This window comes from Microbacterium sp. zg-YB36 (assembly GCF_024623575.2).
Classification (GTDB): domain Bacteria; phylum Actinomycetota; class Actinomycetes; order Actinomycetales; family Microbacteriaceae; genus Microbacterium.
Genome location: NZ_JANJFD020000001.1, coordinates 481,660 through 497,675, shown reverse-complemented (window position 1 = coordinate 497,675; position 16,016 = coordinate 481,660). Strand labels below are relative to the sequence as shown.

Sequence of the window (16,016 nt, the reverse complement as noted above, 5' to 3'; positions counted from 1 at the left end):
GCAGGCATCCTCATTCCGGCAGATCCCCTCATCCCGGCAACGGCGGAGGGCGGTAACCGGGGCGCCGACGAACCCGCGCTAGCGCTCGTTCTGCCGGGGGATGATCACCTGGCGGTAGATGATCAGGATGCTGGCGGCCACCGGGATCGCGATGACCGCGCCCAGCAGGCCCAGCAGCGACCCGCCCGCGAGGGCGGCGATGACCACGACGGCCCCGGGGATCGAGACAGCGCGGTTCATGATCCGCGGCGACAGTATGTACGCCTCGACCTGCATGTAGATCGCGTAGTAGATGAGCGCGGCCAGCGCCGTCGCGGGCGATGCGAGCCCCGGGATGAGGCACGTCAGGATGATGATCGCCGAACCGGTCAGGGTACCCACGAGCGGGATCAGCGAGAAGAAGAACGCGATGACCGCGAGCACGGCAGGGAACGGTGCGCCGATGATCGTGAGGAAGATCGCGCTCAGCACACCGTTGATCACACCGAGGCTGATCTGACCGATGACGTAGAAGCCCACCGAGTCGGTGATCTGCTCGGCCAGGTCGATGAACCGCTCACGCTTGGATGCCGGCACCAGCTGGTACACCGCCGCCTTCAGCGACGGGGTGGATGCGGTGAAGTAGATCGTCAGGATGAGCACGATGAACCCGCCGGTGAACCCGGCGATGAGCGCGCCGCCGAGAGCGAGGATGCTCTCACCCAACGTGGTGCCGATCTCCCCGAGATCCAGGGATTCGTACCAATCCTGCAGGTACCCGAACACCTCATCGACGTTGAGCGCAGGGAAGACGCCGTGCAGCCATTCCTTGATCACCGTCACCGGGTCATCCAGCGCACCGGAGCGGAACAACCGCTGGATCTGCCGCACCAGCTCGGAGATCTGCCCGACGATGATCGGTACGACCATCAGCACGATGCCGGCGAACGCGGCAAGGACGGCCAAGATCGTCGTGAGCACCGCCGCCCAGCGGGGGAACTTGCGCCGCTCGAGCCAGGAGATGATCGGATCGAGGCCGAGCGAGAGGAACAGTGCGGTGCCGACGTAGAGCAGGATCGTCTGGAGCGTCGAAACGCCCGAGAGGATCAGCAGCCCCACGCCGACTCCGAGCGTCGCTATCAGCGCCGTGCGGAACGGATGCTGGATCTTCACGGTTTCCTCCTGCGAATGTCGGTCCCGTCAGGATACGCACGCTGGGCGTCCAGCTGTGTCGGCGCGCCCTCCCGGGCGACATTCAGGTCTTTGTCGCTAGGCTGAAATGTCGAATGTGTGCCCGTTCGTACCCTGCGGCGGGACCAGAGAGGTGTTCTTCGTGCGATTCGTATGGGCCGTGGCAGCCTTTGTGCTGGCCGCCCTCATGCTCGGCGCCGGCATCGCCCAGCGGACGGTGTTCCAGGGCCCGACCGCGCAGAGCGAGACGATCGAGGTGGCCGAGGAGGTGCCCTACCTGCTCGTCGACGGGGCCGTGCTGCGTAGCCAGCCGGGTTCGCAGACGCTGCGGGCACAGGGCGAGGGCGAGATCTTCGCCGCCTACGGCCGCACCGCAGACCTGGAAGCCTGGCTTGCCGGCTCCGAATACGCGCACATCAAGCTCGACGGCGAGGCCATTGAATCCGAGGTCGTGGCCCCCGAGACCGAGCCGACCGCCGAGGGCGAGACGGCACCTGCCCCCGCGCGGAATCCGGCCGGCTCGGACCTGTGGCTCGACGAGTTCGTGCAGGAGGACCTGCTCATCGAGACGCTGCAGCTGCCCGAGGGGATGAGCGTGCTCGTCGCCGCCGACGGTGTCGCACCGGCCCCGTCGAAGCTCATCGTCACCTGGCCGCTCGTGAACGCCACCCCGTGGGCCGGTCCGCTGTTCGTCGGCGGCACGATCCTCATGGCCGTAGGCGTCGTGCTGTACTTCCTCGCCATCCGCAACGTGCGCCGCTCGCGCGGGCCGCGCCGCAAGGGGCTGCCGATGCCGCCGGCTCCCCAGCCCGCCGACATGTCGGTCGAACAGAGCGACAAGGGCGTCATCAGCGCGTCGCCGACCCGCCGTGCGCTTTCCGGCAAGCGTCGTGGGTTCCTCGTCGTCCCCGCCGTCGCCGTCAGCGCGCTCCTGTTCGCCGGCTGCTCCTCGGATGCCTGGCCGCAACTGGGCGGGACGCCGACACCGACCCCGACCGCCACGGTCATCACGCCCGAAAGCCAGCAGGCACCGGCGGTCACCGAGGCGCAGGCTGAACGGATCCTGCAGCGCATCGCCGACCAGGTCGCCACCGCTGACCAAACGAGCGACGCCGCCGCCGCAGCCGTGCGCCTGACGGGCCCCGCGCTGGCCGAGCGCGAGACCAACTACCGGCTGCGCGCGGCGATCGCCGAAGAAGAGCCGCTGCCGGCCGTACCCGCCGGCCCCCTGACCGTGCTGCTGCCGCAGGCGTACGACGAGTGGCCGCGCACGTTCATGGCCGTCGTCGGCGACGAGGAATCCGGCAACACGATCATGTTCGTGACGCAGGCCGACCCCTGGTCCGAATACAAGCTGTCCTACATCGGCAGCCTTGATTCGACCACCGAGCTGCCGCTGGCCCCCGAATACGTCGGCGCCACCCAGGTGTCGCCCGACAACGCATTCCTCGCCGTAGCGCCGGAGGACCTCGCCGCCGCCTACGCGGACGTGCTGGACAGCGGGGCCGACAGCGCGTACTCGGACCTGTTCGACGAGGCGGCTGACCAGTTCCGCATTGGCGTGGCCAACGACCGCCAAGCGCGTCTGGCGGCCTTCAACGAGACCGGCGCCCAGACGGGCAGCCTCGCGTTCGACAGCGTGCCCGGCACGCAGCAGCCGGTGGCCCTCGCTACCCTTGAGAACGGCGCGATCGTCGCGGTGACGATCAACGAGAACGAGACGGTCAAGCCGACCAACGCCGATGCCGTCATCAAGCTCGACGGCAACCCCACCGTCTCGACGCTCGCGGGAGCGACCCAGTCGGCGACCGGGTTCACCACGACGTTCGGCGACCAGCTCTTCTTCTATGTGCCCGCGAAAGCATCCTCCGAGCGAATCCAACTGCTCGGGTACACGTCCAACATCCTCGACGCGAAGGTGATCCCGTGACCGATCCGACCTCGAGTGCCGTCCTGCGCGGCGCCGTCGACCTCTCCTCGCTGCGCAACCGGCCGCAGCCCCCGGCGGGCGCCGAGGCGCCCCCGGCAGCGGCGGCCGCGGGCGCGGTGGCGTCGGTGCCTTCGCTCATCGTGGACGTCACGGATGCCACCTTCGGCGATGTGCTCGAACTTTCACGTACCGTCCCGGTCGTGGTCGACCTGTGGGCGGAATGGTGCGGCCCCTGCAAGCAGCTGAGCCCGGTGCTGGAGAAGGTCGTCACGGAGCTTGCCGGCCGCGTCGTGTTGGCCAAGGTCGACGTCGACGCGAACCCGCAGCTCGCGCAGGGCTTCCGCGCGCAGTCGATCCCGATGGTCGTTGCACTCGTCGCGGGGCAGCCGGTGCCGCTGTTCACCGGAGCAGTCCCTGAGGCGCAGGTGCGCGAGGTCTTCGCCCAGCTGCTGCAGCTCGCAGCCCAGAACGGCGTGACCGGCACCGTGCAGACCGGCGAGCCGGTCGCCGAGCCCGAGGAGCCGGCGATCCCGCCGCTGCATGCAGAGGCGTTCGAAGCCATCGAGGCCGGCGACTACGCCCGTGCCGTCACCGCCTACGAGCGTGCCCTCGCCGAGAACCCGCGCGATGAGGAAGCCCGCTCCGGCCTTGGCCAGGTGCGCCTGCTTGAGCGTGTGCAGGGTGTCGACCTCCAGGCGGCGCGTGCCGCCGCCGCAGCCTCGCCCCGCGATGTGGCCGCGCAGTTTACCGTGGCCGACCTGGATCTGGCCGGCGGGCACGTTGAGGACGCGTTCATCCGGCTGCTGGACCTGTTCGCGGCACTGCCGGACGACGAGCGCGCCCCCGTGCGTGAGCGACTGCTGGAACTGTTCGGGCTGGTCGGCGACGCCGATCCCCGGGTGCTGCAGGCGCGTCGGTCGCTTGCCAACCTGATGTTCTGAGCCTCACCGCCGAGTGAGTATTGCTCGCGCCGAGTGAGTATTGCTCGCGCCGAGTGAGTATTGCTCGCGTCGAGTGAGTATTGCTCGCGTCGAGTGAGTATTGCTCGCGCCGAGCGCGCGGTAGACGGGCTCCATTCGCCGTTCGCCGAGTGAGTACTGCTCGCGCCGAGCGCGCGGTAGACGGGCTCCATTCGCCGTTCGCCGAGTGAGTACTCGTGACCACGAATACTCACTCGGCGACGCGAATACTCACTCGGCGGCGCGAATACTCACTCGGCGGCGCGAATACTCACTCGGCGACGCGAATACTCACTCGGCGCGGGTCAGGCGTCGCGGCGCAGCCAGAGCACCCCGAGCGGGGGAAGCACCATCGTGGCGCGCCCGCCCTCGGCGGCGTGCACGGTACCGAGATTGCCCACGCCCGATCCGCCGAACTCCTGCGCGTCGGTATTGAGCACTTCGCGCCAAGTCCCCGCGGAGGGCAGGTCCAGCTCGTAGCCGTGGATCGGCACGCCCGAGAAGTTGCAGATCACCGCGACCGCTTCGCCGTCGTAGTCATGCCGGGCGAACGCGATGACGTTCGGGTTCCACGTCGGGCCGCCCAGGCGCCCGAAGGCGGCGGCGTCGTGGTCACGCTGCCACAGCGGCGCCTGGTCGCGGTACACGTGGTTGAGGTTCGCCACGAACGAGTGCAGCTGCGCGTGGGAGGGCTGCTCCAGCAACCACCAATCAAGGCTCCGGCTCTCGGACCACTCCGACAGCTGCCCGAACTCCTGGCCCATGAACAGCAGCTGCTTGCCGGGGTGTCCCCACATGTAGGCCAGGTACGCGCGCGTGTTCGCGAGCTTCTGCCAGTGGTCGCCGGGCATGCGCCCGAACAGGCTCCCCTTGCCGTGCACGACCTCGTCGTGGCTGATGGGCAGCACGAAGTTCTCGGTGAACGCGTACGCGAACGAGAACGACAGCTCCCCCTCGTGGTGCGCGCGGAACATCGGATCACGCTTGATGTACTGCAGCGAGTCGTTCATCCAGCCCATGTTCCACTTGAACCCGAAACCGAGCCCGCCGCGGCTGGTCGGTGCGGTGACGCCGGGGAAGCTGGTGGATTCCTCGGCGATCATCGCGATCCCGGGGAAGCGCTTGTACGCGGTGGCGTTGACCTCCTGCAGGAACCCGATCGCCTCGAGGTTCTCCCGGCCGCCATGGATGTTCGGCAGCCATTCGCCCGCCTCGCGGGAGTAATCGAGGTAGAGCATGGATGCCACGGCATCCACCCGCAGCCCGTCGATGTGGAACTCCTCGAACCAGTACAGTGCGTTGGCGACGAGGAAGTTGCGCACCTCGCTGCGGCCGTAGTCGAAGATGTAAGTGCCCCAGTCACGGTGCTCGCCGCGGCGGGGGTCGCCGTGCTCGTACAGCGGCTCACCGTCGAAGCGGGCCAGCGCGAACGCGTCCTTCGGGAAGTGTCCTGGCACCCAGTCCATGATCACGCCGATGCCGGCCTGGTGCAGCCGGTCGATGAGGTAGCGCAGGTCGTCGGGCTGGCCGAACCGGCTGGTGGGCGCGTAGTATCCGCTGACCTGGTACCCCCAGGATCCGCCGAAGGGATGCTCGGCGAGGGGCATGAACTCGATGTGGGTGAAGCCCTGCGACGTGACGTAGTCGATGAGCTGGTCGGCGGCATCCCGGTAGGACAGCCCCGGTCGCCACGAACCCAGGTGCACCTCGTAGACCGACATGGGCAGTTCGTGCGGGCGGGACTCGGCGCGCGCGGACACCCAGCCGTCGTCGTTCCAGGAGTACTCGCTGGCGGTGACGACGGATGCCGTGCCGGGCGGCACCTCGGCGAGGCGTGCCATCGGGTCGGCCTTGAGGATCCACTGGCCCGCGCGGGTGAGGATCTCGAACTTGTACACCGTGCCGGCGCCGAGCGCGGGCACGAACAGCTCCCAGACGCCGCTGGAGCCCAGCGACCGCATCGGGTGCCCCTGGCCGTCCCACAGGTTGAAGTCGCCGACGACGCGGACGGCCTGGGCGTTGGGCGCCCACACCGTGAAGGCGACGCCGTCGACCCCATCGATCACGCGGACGTGCGCGCCGAGCACGTGCCACAGCTGCTCGTGACGCCCCTCGCGGATGAGATGCAGGTCGAGCTCGCCCATCGTGGGCAGGAAGCGGTACGGGTCCTCCGCGGTGTAGCCGGAACCGTCGCCGTACGTCGTGACCAGCTGGTAGGGGAGAGCGGCGGATGCCGTGAAGCCGCCTTCCCAGATGCCGGCGCGCAGGTGCGACAGGGTGACGTCGCGCCCGTCGGCGAGTCGGGCGGTCACCGTCTCGGCGAGCGGACGCCTGGCACGCACGACCCAGCGGCCCTCGCCGGCGCTGTGCAGCCCCAGCACCTCGTGAGGCGCGTGGTAGGAGCCGGTCGCGACGGTGTCGAGAACTCGGTCATCGGGCAAAGTCATCGTTGCTCCTTCTTCACGTGCAGGATGTGTGCGGGCTCATGGAAAGCATCCAGGCGCACGAAGTTGTGATCGGCCCAGGTCCACTCGGCGCCCGTGATGAGGTCGACGACCTCGAACGAGTCACCGGGCCGCACCCCCCACTGGCGGGTGTCCAGGTGCACAGTCGTCTGGCGCGCGGAATGCGGATCCACGTTGGCCACGACGATGATCGTGTCGTCGACGGCGTCGGGCGACAGCGCGGCCGGCAGGTGCTTGGCGTAGACGAGGACCGCGTCATCGTCGCTCCAGTGCAGCCGGAGGTTGCGCAGCTGCCGCAGCGCCGGGTGCGCGCGGCGGATCTCGTTCAGGCGGGTGAGGAACGGCGCCAGCGAGTCGCCGCGGGCCTGGGCGCCGGCCCAATCGCGCAGCTTGTACTCGTACTTCTCGTTGTCGATGTTCTCTTCGGAGCCCGGCCGGGCGACGTTCTCGTACAGCTCGTAGCCGGCGTAGACGCCGTAGGAGGCACCGGCGGTGGCCGCGATCGCCGCGCGGACGCGGTAGGCCGGGCGGCCGCCGTACTGCAGGTACTCGGTGAGGATGTCGGGGGTGTTGACGAAGAGGTTCGGCCGCATGAAGTCGGCCGTCTCGTCGCTCACCGACCCGAGGAACTCCTCCAGCTCTGCCTTGGTGTTGCGCCACGTGAAGTACGAGTAGCTCTGCTGGAATCCGGCGATCGCCAGTCGCTGCATCGGCGCGGGACGCGTGAACGCCTCGGCGAGGAAGATCACGTCGGGGTTCTCGTCGGTGACCGTCGCGATCAGCCACTCCCAGAACTGCAGGGGCTTGGTGTGCGGGTTGTCGACGCGGAAGATCTTCACGCCCTGGGCGATCCAATGCCGCACGATCCGCAACACCTCCGCACGGATGCCGTCGGGGTCGTTGTCGAAGTTGACCGGGTAGATGTCCTGGTACTTCTTCGGCGGGTTCTCGGCGTACGCGATCGTGCCGTCGGGCAGGGTCGTGAACCACTCCGGGTGCTCGGTGACCCACGGGTGGTCGGGTGCGGCCTGCAGGGCCAGGTCCAGGGCGATCTCCAGCCCGTTGTCGGCTGCCGCGTTGACGAAGTCGCGGAAGTCGGCGAGCGTGCCGAGGTCGGGGTGCACGGTGTCGTGTCCGCCGGCGCTGGATCCGATGGCCCACGGCGAACCGGGGTCGCCCGGGTTCGTTTCAAGGGTGTTGTTGCGGCCCTTGCGGTTACGCTCCCCGATCGGGTGGATCGGCGGCAGGTACAACACGTCGAACCCCATCGCCGCGACGGCGGGCAGACGCTGGGCTGCGGTGCGGAACGTGCCGCTGCGCACGGTGCCGTCCTGCTGCACGGTGGCACCCTCGGAACGAGGGAAGAACTCGTACCAGGCGCCCACCCCGGCGCGCTCCCGCTCCACGAGCAGCTCGTACGTGGCGCCGATGGTCACCAGGGACTGCAGCGGACGGGCGGCGAATGCGGCGGCCAGGTCGCCGTCGCGCACGATCTCCAGCGCGGCATCGTCGGTGACGGTGGCCTCGCGCAGCCGCGCGGCGGCCGCCTCGAGCCGGCGCCGCTCGGCGGTCGGACGGGTCTTCTCGGCAGCGGCGCGCTGGAACAGCAATGCTCCGGATTCACGCATCAGGGCGACATCCACCCCGGCGGCGATCTTCAGTTCAGCGGCGTGCGCCCACGTGGCGAAGTCGTCGCCGAAGGCCTCGAAGCGGAACCGCCAGATGCCCTGCGCGGTCGGGGAGACCAGCACGCACCAGCGGTCGAATCCATCGTGCAACGGCGAGAGCCGGTGCAGCGATTCTTCGCCGGTGGGGGAGAACAGCCGCACGTGCACACCGATGAGGTCATGGCCCTCACGGAAGGCCGTCACCTGGAAGGGGACAGCCTCTCCGGCGAATGCGGAGGGGCGGAAACCGGGGTCCGGGACGCTCGGTCGCGGCAGCGTCAACGGGATGCGGCCGGCGACGGTGTCGGGTCGTGCCTGGTACGGGGTGACGGGCCGAAGCGGCAGCTCTGCGGTGCTGCGCCAGCCTTTCGACGGGGCGGTTCGTGTCGTTGTGGCCATCTATCGAACCTACCGTCCCCGCATGGGCAGGACACACAGGCGACGCGTTCACTCCGCCCGGAAAAGCCGCATCGATGTGCCGGTCATGGTCACGACATCCCCCTGGTGGAACACCGGCTCGTCCTGTCCCGGACGTTCGTCCGCGCTGGACCACAGCGATACGAAGCGGGTCACCCCGTCTATCGCGGGCAGGGTGACATCGATGGGGCGCTCGTTGCCGTGCACGATCAGCAGGATGCGGTTGGGCTGCTCCGTCTGCGGGGTGGATGCCGCGGCGTACTGCAGCGTGCGGTGCGCGGGGTTGGTCCAGCGTTCGCCGGACATCGTCCGGCCCTGTTCGTCGTACCAGTCCATCTGCGACGCGCCGGGGACGACGCGTTCCTCGTGCGCGAACCGGGTGGGCCGCAGCGCCGGGTTCTCGCGGCGCAGCCGGATCAGGTGCTGCACGTGCGCGAACTGGTCCTCCTGCCACGGGGCGTGGTCCCACGGCATCCAGGTCAGCGGGGAGTCGTGGCAGTAGGCGTTGTTGTTGCCCCGCTGCGAGCGGGCGAACTCGTCGCCCGCGGTGAGCATGGGAACCCCCGCGGACAGCAGCAGCGTGCCGAGCAGGTTGCGCATCGCCTTGCGCCGGGTGGCGAGGATGCCGGGGTCGTCGGTGGGGCCCTCGGCGCCGTGGTTGAACGACCGGTTGGTGTCGGCGCCGTCGCGGTTCTGCTCGCCGTTGCCGAGGTTGTGCTTGACGTCGTAGGAGACGAGGTCGCGCAGGGTGAACCCGTCGTGCGCGGTGACGAAGTTGACGCTCGCGAGCGGACCGCGGTCGGGGCTGAAGGTGTTCGAGGATCCCGCCAGGCGGGTGGCGAAACCGCCGATGCCGACCGGAGCGGTCGCGGCGCGGCGGGCGTAGTCGACGTCGCTGAGCCAGAAGTTGCGCACCCGGTCGCGGTAGCGGTCGTTCCACTCGTGCCAGCCGTCGCCGAACCCGCCCACCTGCCAGCCGCCGGCGCCGATGTCCCACGGCTCGGCGATCTTCTTCACGCCCGCAAGCGCCGGGTCGTCGATGATGGCGCGCAGCAGCGGGTGGTCGGGGGTGAACGCGTGGTCGCTGTCTCGACCGAGGGTGACGGCCAAGTCGAACCGGAACCCGTCGATCTGCACGTCGTTCGCCCAGTACCGCAGTGAATCCAGCACCAGCCGCGCCGCGGCATCCGTCGCGGTGTTCACCGAGTTGCCGCATCCGGTGACGTCGATGTAGGCGCCGTCGTCGCGCTGCCGGTAGTAGTCCCGGTTGTCCAGCCCGCGCAGGCTGGTGCGCGGGCTGCCGATCTCGCCCTCCGCGGTGTGGTTGTACACGACGTCGAGGATCACTTCGAGGCCCGCCTCGTGCAGGTCCTTGACCATCTGCTTGAACTCGCGCAGCACCGCGTCGGGTCCGGCGCGCCGGGCGGCCTCGGTGGCGTACGGGGCATGCGGGGCGAAGAACCCCACGCTGTTGTAGCCCCAGTAGTTGGTCAGGCCCAGGTGCAGCAGGCGCGGTTCGGACGCGAAGGCGTGCACCGGGAGGAGCTCGACGCTTGTGACGCCCAGGGTGCGGAAGTGCTCGATCATCGCCGGGTGCGCCAGGCCCGCGTAGGTGCCGTGCAGCGCCGGTGGCACGTCGGGGTGGCGCTTGCTGAGCCCTTTCACGTGCGCTTCGTAGATCACGGTGCGATCCAGCGGCACGGCGGGCTTGACCACTCCGCCCCAGTCGAACGTGTCGTCCACGGCCACGCAGCGCCAGTCGGTGGCACCGCCGGAGATCAGTCCGCGCGCATAGGGCTCCAGCAGCAGCGACTGGATGTTGAACATGTTGCCGTTGCCGCTGGGTCCATCCACGCGCACGGCGTAAACCACCCCGGCGCGCAGCGCCCGGGTGGTGACCTGCCAGACGTCGCCCGGCCCTCGTTCCAGAGCGAACGTGTCGGTGGCCCAATCAAGGTCGTCGGTATCGAAGAGCACCAATTCCATCGACGTGGCATGCGCCGACCAGACCCGCAGGGTCCCGCCGTCGTCGCTGAAGGTCACACCGAGGCCGTCCAACTGGCTGCTGAGCAGCCCGGGCGAGAGGGTGGGTGCGGCCGGGGTCGAGCTCGGGCTGGCCATGGCGACCAGACTAACCGTCGCGGCATGCCGCCGGCGCGACTGGCGCCGCGCCCGCGGCTGGGCGAGAGTGGAGGGATGAGCGTTTATCTCGACCACGCGGCCACGACACCGTTGCGCCCGCAGGCGCGCGACGCGTGGCTGCGGGCGAGCGAGACGGTCGGCAATCCGTCATCGATCCACGGCGGCGGCCAGGCGGCGCGTCGGGTGCTGGAGGATGCGCGGGAGCGGCTGGCCGCGACGCTGGGGTGCGAGCCGATCGAAGTGGTGTTCACCTCAGGCGGGACCGAAGCGATCAACCTGGCGCTGAAGGGCCTGTGGTGGTCGCGGCCGCCGGGGACGGCCGCCGTGGTGCTTCCCGACGGCGAGCATCACGCCACGAGCGACACGGTGGGCTGGCTGCACACTCACGAGAAAGCCGAGGTGCGCTCGGTGCCGTTGCAGCCCACCGGGCGCATCGACCAGGCCGCATTCGCGGCGGCGCTGCCCGGCGCAGCGGTGGCCACAGCGCTCGTGGCCAACAACGAGGTCGGCACTCTCAACGACGCCGGCGCGCTCGCAGCGGCCGCAGCAGCGGCGGGCGTGCCGCTGCATCTGGACGCCGTCGGGGCATTCGGACACGTCGGCGTCGATTTCGCGCGGTGGCGTGGCGCGGCGACGGGCGCCACCGGACTGTGCGCGATGAGCGTGTCGGCGCATAAAGTCGGCGGGCCGGTGGGAGTGGGGGCGCTGGTGGTCTCCCGTCACGCCAATCCGACGGCGCTGCTGCACGGCGGCGGTCAGCAGCGTGCGCTGCGCTCTGGAACACAGGATGCCGCCGGCGCCGCCGCGTTCGCCGTCGCTGCCGAATGCGCCGTCGCGGAGCTGAGCGAGGAGTCCGCCCGGCTGAGCGCGCTGCGCGACCGGCTCGTGCGCGGCATCCGCCAGATCGTCCCCGATGCGCAGCTGCTGGGCGATGAGCGGCAGCGACTGCCGGGCAACGCCCACCTGCTCTTCCCGGGGGTGTCGGGGGAGACGCTGCTGTTCCTGCTCGATCAGCACGGGATCGCGGTGTCGACCGGATCTGCCTGCCAAGCCGGGGTTCCCGAACCCTCGCATGTCGTGCTGGCGCTGGGCCGGTCCGAGGACGAAGCCCGCAGCGTGATCAGGCTGACCCTGGGCCGCACCAGCACCGACGCCGACGTCGACGCCCTGCTCGCGGCGCTGCCGGATGCGCATGCGCGGGCAGCGGCCTCCGGAGCCCGCGCACGGGAGCGCTCGTAGACTGGACGCATGCGAGTTCTTGCGGCGATGAGTGGTGGGGTGGATTCCGCCGTCGCTGCCGCGCGCGCCGTGGACGCCGGACACGAGGTCGTCGGCGTTCATCTGGCGCTCTCCCGCGCCGGCGGCACCCTGCGTGCCGGCAGCCGCGGCTGCTGCACGATCGAGGACGCCCTCGATGCCCGCCGGGCCGCCGATCGCCTGGGTATCCCTTTCTACGTGTGGGACTTCTCGGAACGGTTCCGCGACGATGTCGTGGCCGACTTCATCAGCGAGTACCAGGCGGGGCGCACCCCCAACCCGTGCATGCGCTGCAACGAGAAGATCAAGTTCGCAGCTCTCCTGGAGCGCGCGCTCGAGCTCGGCTTCGACGCGGTGTGCACCGGGCACTACGCCACCCTCGTGGATGGACCGAACGGGCGCGAGCTGCATCGGGCGTCGGATGCCGCGAAGGACCAGTCCTACGTCCTCGGGGTGCTCACCGCCGAGCAGCTCGCGCACACGTACTTCCCGCTCGGGTCCACCCCGTCCAAGGCTCTGGTGCGCGCCGAGGCTGAGCAGCGCGGCCTCACCGTCGCGCAGAAGCCCGACAGTCACGACATCTGCTTCATCCCCGACGGCGACACGCGCGGCTGGCTCGCCGAGCGGGTCGGCGCCGAGACCGGTGAGATCCTCGACCGCACCGGCGCGGTCGTGGGCACTCACGAGGGGGCGCACGCGTTCACCGTCGGGCAGCGCCGCGGGCTGAAGCTGGGCATGCCGGCATCCGACGGCAAGCCCCGCTTCGTTCTCGAGGTGCGCCCGGTGTCCAACACCGTGGTCGTCGGACCCAAGGAAGCTCTGGCCACGGCGCAGATCTCGGGGGAGCGGTTCACGTGGGCCGGTCACCCGCCCACGACGGACGCCTTCGACTGCCACGCGCAGATCCGCGCGCATGCCGACCCGGTGCCCGCCCGCGCGGTGCTTGCCGACGGCACGCTGACGGTCACCCCACACGAGCCGTTCGAGGGCGTGGCCCCGGGACAGACGGCGGTGCTGTACGACGGCACCCGTGTGCTCGGTCAGTTCACGATCGACCGGACGGTGTCGGCGGTTCCGATAACCGTGTGATGTCCGCGGGTCGTCCTACACTTGCCGGGTGACGGATGCCGCTGACTCCACGCCCGCGACGCTCGACGAAGCCCGCACCGAGGCCGCAGGCCTGACCGACCGCATCCTGGATGCGCGCGACGCGTATTACGGGGAGAACGCCGAGATCGTCGACGACGCCACCTACGACGGGTGGATGCTGCGGCTGGAGCAGCTCGAGCGGATGCATCCCGAGCTGCAGGGGCAGGACTCGCCCACGCAGACGGTCGGCGCGGCGCAGAGCTCGATGTTCGCACCGGTCGAGCACGCCGAACGCATGCTGAGTCTGGACAACGTGTTCACCGTCGAAGAGCTGCGGGACTGGTGCGTCAAGGCGCAGGCCTCCGCCGGACGCGCGGTGCGGTGGCTGACCGAGCTGAAGATCGACGGTCTGGCGATCAGCCTGCGCTACGAGAACGGCCAGCTCACCTCGGCGGCCACGCGCGGTGACGGGCGGGTGGGGGAGGACGTCACCGTCAACGCCCTGCAGGTCACCGGCATCCCGCAGCGCCTGGCCGGCAGCGGTCACCCGTCGCTGGTCGAAGTGCGCGGCGAGGTGTTCATTCCGGTCGCCGCGTTCGATGAGCTCAACGCGCTGCAGGCGCGCATGCGGGATCGCGTCTTCGCCGATGCCCGCGCCCGCGGCGTGGACGAGGAGAAGGCGACCCGCAGCGCGGCGCGCCGGTTCCCGGCGTTCGCCAACCCACGCAACGCCGCCAGCGGTGGCCTGCGTCAGCAGCTGGAGAAGAAGAGCGGTCTGGAGCTCGAGGCCGGTCGGGCGCGGCTGGACTCGCTGCGGCTGTTCGTGCACGGCATCGGTGCCTGGCCGAACCCGCCGGTCGCGTCGCAGAGCGAAATCTACGGGCTGCTCGCCGAATGGGGCCTGCCTGCGAGCCCCTACTTCCGCACGTCCGACGACATCGATGGCGTCGTGGACTTCGTAGCGAACTACGGCGAGCACCGTCACGCCGTCGAGCACGAGATCGACGGTGTCGTGGTCAAAGTCGACGAGCTCGCCCTGCACGACGAACTCGGCGCCACCAGCCGCGCGCCCCGCTGGGCCATCGCCTACAAGTACCCGCCCGAGCAGGTGAACACCAAGCTGCTCGACATCGTGGTGTCGGTCGGGCGCACCGGCCGGGCGACGCCGTTCGCCGTGATGGCGCCGGCACGGGTGGCCGGCAGCGTCGTGCGTCAGGCGACCCTGCACAACCAGGACGTCGTCAAGGCCAAGGGCGTGCTGATCGGCGACACCGTCGTGCTGCGCAAGGCGGGGGATGTGATCCCCGAGGTCCTCGGCCCGGTCGTGGAGCTGCGAGACGGCAGCGAACGGGCCTTCGTCATGCCGACGGACTGCCCCGAGTGCGGCACCCCGCTCGCCCCCGCCAAAGAGGGCGACATCGACCTGCGCTGCCCGAACACGCGGGCCTGCCCCGCCCAGGTGCGCGGCCGCGTCGAGCACATCGGGTCCCGCGGCGCCCTGGACATCGAGGCCCTGGGCGAGGTCACCGCCGCCGCGCTCACCCAGCCCACCGTGCCGGAGCAGCCGCCGCTGCAGAGCGAGGCGGGTCTGTTCGACCTCACCCTCGACCAACTGGTGCCCATCGAAGTCGTCGTGCGCGACGCCGAGACGGGGGAGCCGCGCGTGGACGACAAGACCGGTGAGATCGTGCGTCGGGCTCCTTTCCGACGCAACCCCAGCCCGGCGGAGAAGAAGCAGGGCCGTACCGGACCGCAGCCGTCGGCGCAGGCCCTCACGCTCCTCGACGAGCTCGAGAAGGCCAAGACGAAGGAGCTGTGGCGGTTCCTCGTGGCGCTGAACATCCGCCATGTAGGGCCGGTCGCCGCCCGCGCGCTGGCGCAGTGGTTCGGCTCCGTTTCCGCCATCCGCGCGGCATCCCGAGACGAGCTCGCCGCCGTTGACGGCGTCGGCGGGATCATCGCCGACGCGCTCATCGACTGGTTCGAGGTCGACTGGCATCGGGAGATCGTCGAGCGATGGGAGGCCGCGGGCGCCCAGCTGGCGACCCCGGGCCACCCCGGTCCCGGTGCCGCAGCGGCGGCGGGCGGCGTGCTCGAGGGCATCACGGTCGTGGCGACCGGATCGCTTGAGGGCTACACCCGCGAAGGCGCGCAGGAGGCCATCCTCGCCGCCGGCGGCAAAGCGGCGTCAAGCGTGTCGAAGAAGACGGACTTCGTCGCGGCGGGTCCCGGGGCGGGGTCGAAGCTGGGCAAGGCCGAGCAGCTCGGGGTTCGCATCATCGACGCGGCCCAGTTCAAGGTGCTCGTCGAGCAGGGGCCTGCGGCGCTGGGTGCGCCGCCGGCCGACGAGGGATGATCCGACTTCACCGCGCAGTGTCGTAGGTATGTTCTACTCTCGCCGGAAAGCGAGAAAGGACACACCATGACCCTCACCCCCGACCCCGCCATCCAGGCGTGGCTCGACCAGGAGGACCGGCACACGGCGGAAACGATCCGCAGGTACGGCACCTACATCCAGTACGTCGGCGGCGACTCCCGCGCGCGGGAGACCACGTTCGCCTACACCGTGGGTCTGTTCGGCCTGGGGCATCCGGAGCTGCTCATCTTCGGGCTCTGCCCCCACGACACCGCGATGGTGCTCAACGACGTGTCGGAACGGATCCGTGCCGGTGACGACCTCGCGCCGGGAGATCTGCTCAGCTTCGACCACTGGTCGCGTCGGGTGCTGGTGGAGACCGTGCCGAACCCCGGGAGCATCGTCTTCGCCGCGAACCGGTTCTATCAGCGACCCGACGAGGCCTCGGTTCCGGTGCTGCAACTGAGCCACGACGACAGTGGTGGACGTTTCCCGAACGAACCGGGCTATACGGATGAGCCGTGGGTGCAGCCGAGACCGGGGGAGTTCACCGCGCTGTAGCGC

Annotated in this window: 10 protein-coding genes; 6 read left to right on the top strand and 4 right to left on the bottom strand. The window is 69.8% G+C overall.

Features of this window, described 5'->3' with window-relative positions; translation table 11 throughout:
* Nucleotides 1-78 precede the first annotated feature (78 nt).
* Complete coding sequence (locus tag NQ151_RS02410) at nt 79-1,152, bottom strand: AI-2E family transporter (protein WP_257509609.1); 1,074 nt, start codon at nt 1,150-1,152, stop codon at nt 79-81.
* A 160-nt stretch (nt 1,153-1,312) separates the two neighbouring features.
* Here NQ151_RS02410 and NQ151_RS02405 point away from each other — a divergent pair, with 160 nt between their 5' ends.
* Together NQ151_RS02405 and NQ151_RS02400 are read left to right on the top strand one after the other, a co-directional pair.
* Entirely contained in the window at nt 1,313-3,100 is a 1,788-nt protein-coding gene (locus tag NQ151_RS02405; protein ID WP_257526908.1) for a DUF8094 domain-containing protein, read from the top strand.
* On the top strand, nt 3,097-4,041 hold the full coding sequence (locus NQ151_RS02400; RefSeq protein WP_257526907.1) for a tetratricopeptide repeat protein: 945 nt from the start codon (nt 3,097-3,099) through the stop codon (nt 4,039-4,041). Before NQ151_RS02405 ends, NQ151_RS02400 begins: the two co-directional genes overlap by 4 nt.
* Before the next feature lie 323 nt (nt 4,042-4,364).
* Here NQ151_RS02400 and glgB read toward each other — a convergent pair whose 3' ends face one another.
* From glgB to glgX, 3 genes are read right to left on the bottom strand one after another with little or no spacing between them, the layout of a single operon-like run.
* Entirely contained in the window at nt 4,365-6,506 is a 2,142-nt protein-coding gene (gene glgB, locus NQ151_RS02395) for a 1,4-alpha-glucan branching protein GlgB (RefSeq protein WP_257526906.1), read from the bottom strand.
* Nucleotides 6,503-8,590 carry an alpha-1,4-glucan--maltose-1-phosphate maltosyltransferase gene (locus tag NQ151_RS02390; protein WP_257526905.1) on the bottom strand — a complete coding sequence of 696 codons (2,088 nt, stop codon included), beginning with the start codon at nt 8,588-8,590 and terminating at the stop codon, nt 6,503-6,505. Before NQ151_RS02390 ends, glgB begins: the two co-directional genes overlap by 4 nt.
* 48 nt (nt 8,591-8,638) lie before the next feature.
* Nucleotides 8,639-10,729, bottom strand: a complete 2,091-nt coding sequence (gene glgX / locus NQ151_RS02385) for a glycogen debranching protein GlgX (RefSeq protein WP_257526903.1) — start codon at nt 10,727-10,729, stop codon at nt 8,639-8,641.
* Nucleotides 10,730-10,804: 75 nt separating this feature from the next.
* Here glgX and NQ151_RS02380 point away from each other — a divergent pair, with 75 nt between their 5' ends.
* The 4 genes from NQ151_RS02380 (at nt 10,805) to NQ151_RS02365 (ending at nt 16,013) form a co-directional block, all read left to right on the top strand.
* On the top strand, nt 10,805-11,989 hold the full coding sequence (locus NQ151_RS02380; protein WP_257526902.1) for a cysteine desulfurase family protein: 1,185 nt from the start codon (nt 10,805-10,807) through the stop codon (nt 11,987-11,989).
* A 9-nt stretch (nt 11,990-11,998) separates the two neighbouring features.
* Entirely contained in the window at nt 11,999-13,096 is a 1,098-nt protein-coding gene (mnmA, locus tag NQ151_RS02375; protein ID WP_257526901.1) for a tRNA 2-thiouridine(34) synthase MnmA, read from the top strand.
* A gap of 28 nt (nt 13,097-13,124) precedes the next feature.
* Nucleotides 13,125-15,452: an NAD-dependent DNA ligase LigA gene (gene ligA / locus NQ151_RS02370; RefSeq protein WP_257526900.1), complete on the top strand. Its 2,328-nt coding sequence runs from the start codon at nt 13,125-13,127 to the stop codon at nt 15,450-15,452.
* Nucleotides 15,453-15,518: 66 nt separating this feature from the next.
* A complete protein-coding gene (locus NQ151_RS02365; protein WP_257526898.1) occupies nt 15,519-16,013 on the top strand; it encodes a DUF4262 domain-containing protein in 495 nt (164 codons plus the stop codon).
* Nucleotides 16,014-16,016 lie beyond the last annotated feature (3 nt).